This is a genomic window from Clostridium sp. (genome assembly GCF_051656525.1).
Taxonomy (GTDB): Bacteria; Bacillota; Clostridia; order Clostridiales; family Clostridiaceae; genus Clostridium.
In genome coordinates this window covers 1-1,746 of the sequence record NZ_JBOGCC010000224.1, presented here as the reverse complement: position 1 = coordinate 1,746, position 1,746 = coordinate 1, and the positions used below count along the sequence as shown (strand labels likewise).

Annotated in this window: 1 protein-coding gene; it reads right to left on the bottom strand. The window is 30.9% G+C overall.

What is annotated here, in order from left to right:
• Positions 1-531 precede the first annotated feature (531 nt).
• Positions 532-1,059, bottom strand: coding sequence for a hypothetical protein (locus ACRDDY_RS10945; RefSeq protein WP_438564987.1), 528 nt, complete (start codon positions 1,057-1,059; stop codon positions 532-534).
• Positions 1,060-1,746 lie beyond the last annotated feature (687 nt).

Below are 1,746 nucleotides of genomic sequence, written 5' to 3'. Positions count from 1 at the left end.
TAAAAAAAAAGCGACTACCGTTGTAGTCGCAATAAATCCAATTCCTATTCACATTTGTAAGTAATTTTTTCATTTTTTCTAACTAGATTTTAGTAGGAAAATATGTTATACTTCGTATATGAAATTAATTAGCTGGTGGGTCTACATCAGTTAATTTAGATTGGTTTGTACTGCAATACAAACTAATTAGGTTCTGAAAAGTCTGCAAACTTTTTAGAGCCATTTTTTTTTATATTTTTCATGTGGTTAATTTTTTATCTTGTCTAATATTAGCACACACTGGAAATACATTCAATATCTTTTTTTATTTTTTAAATTTAAGCCCCATGATTGGGGCGTTTTTTATTGGTTCACTGCCAACAAAATTTATTTTGGCAGCAGTGGATCAATAAAAATAAATCGGGGTTGATTAGGTTGCAAAAGCAACCTACCTTGTTGGGGTCTTAGGGGAAATTCCCCTAACACGATGAGTTTCTATTTTGTGTAACAAAAAGAAACTCGGAAGCGTGCCTTTATTATTTTTCAGTCAGACTATTCATCAAAAAGTTTTTTGTATCGCTTAAAATAGCCGTTTAAATGATTCATTTCACTTTCAATATTCTCAATTTCAAATTTTAGTTTAGTTCTTTGATAACAAAGCTGATTTGCAGTCTTTTTATCAGCTCCTCTTTTTTCTAATAAATTTTCTCTTAAGATTTTTTTTTCTTCCAATTCTTCAGAAAGTAATTTATATTTTTCTAAATAGTTTTTATAATTATCTTCAATTTCATCTTTTACAAAATTTTTCCCATATTCTAAAATTAAATATCTTACAAAATCTGATTTAGACATTTTATTTTCTTCAGAACCAAAATTTAAAATATTTTCTTCCAGTTCCCCAATTCTTAAATGTAATTGGCTTGTTAATCTTTCTATTTTTTTTCCTTGTCCAGATGGATTATCCAAGTTTAATTCACTCTTTAAAGGTTTCTCAATTTCAAATGAATATTTGCTTTTATTTTCTAAATATTCATCTAAATTAATTACTGGATTTTCTTTAGATTTTAATTTTCTGACCACTTAAATCCTCCTAATTTTTTGTAATTGGTTGAGTCCAAACCTCGCAACGCGTTCGCTACCTCGGTTATGTACTCTAGTAGCTGTTTTCCCAACCTGCTTTATGTTTATTTATATTTATTTTTTCTAAAAAACTATAGACAACGAAACTTTTTTTTGATAAACAACGGTTGAGGAGTCCGCTCAAAGGGCAGACTTCCCCCCGCAAAAAACGCGGGTGGTATTTTTGATAAACAACGTATAGTATCGTCGACAAAGTACCATGCTCTTGATATGCTCTAAATCTCTTTAGATAGATACCCACTCCGATAGCTTTCTCAGCTCCCAGCATCTATATACCCTAGCCCTTGCATTTAGCCAATAGGTAATCATATTCAAGCCCCCAAAGAGTGCCCTCCTAGTGTTTTTTTACAGCCACTACTACTGTTGCAACTATTCATAAAACCGCATAAAATGCCGTTTATCGTCTTGCGCATGACGACTAGAGAGTTTTATCGGGCAACTTGCCCGATAGTCCCTAAATTGTATTTAATTATTTTTGCAAGATTATCTAAAAAAAAAGCGACTACCGTTGTAGTCGCAATAAATCCAATTCCTATTCACATTTGTAAGTAATTTTTTCATTTTTTCTAACTAGATTTTAGTAGGAAAATATGTTATACTTCGTATATGAAATTAATTAGCTGGTGG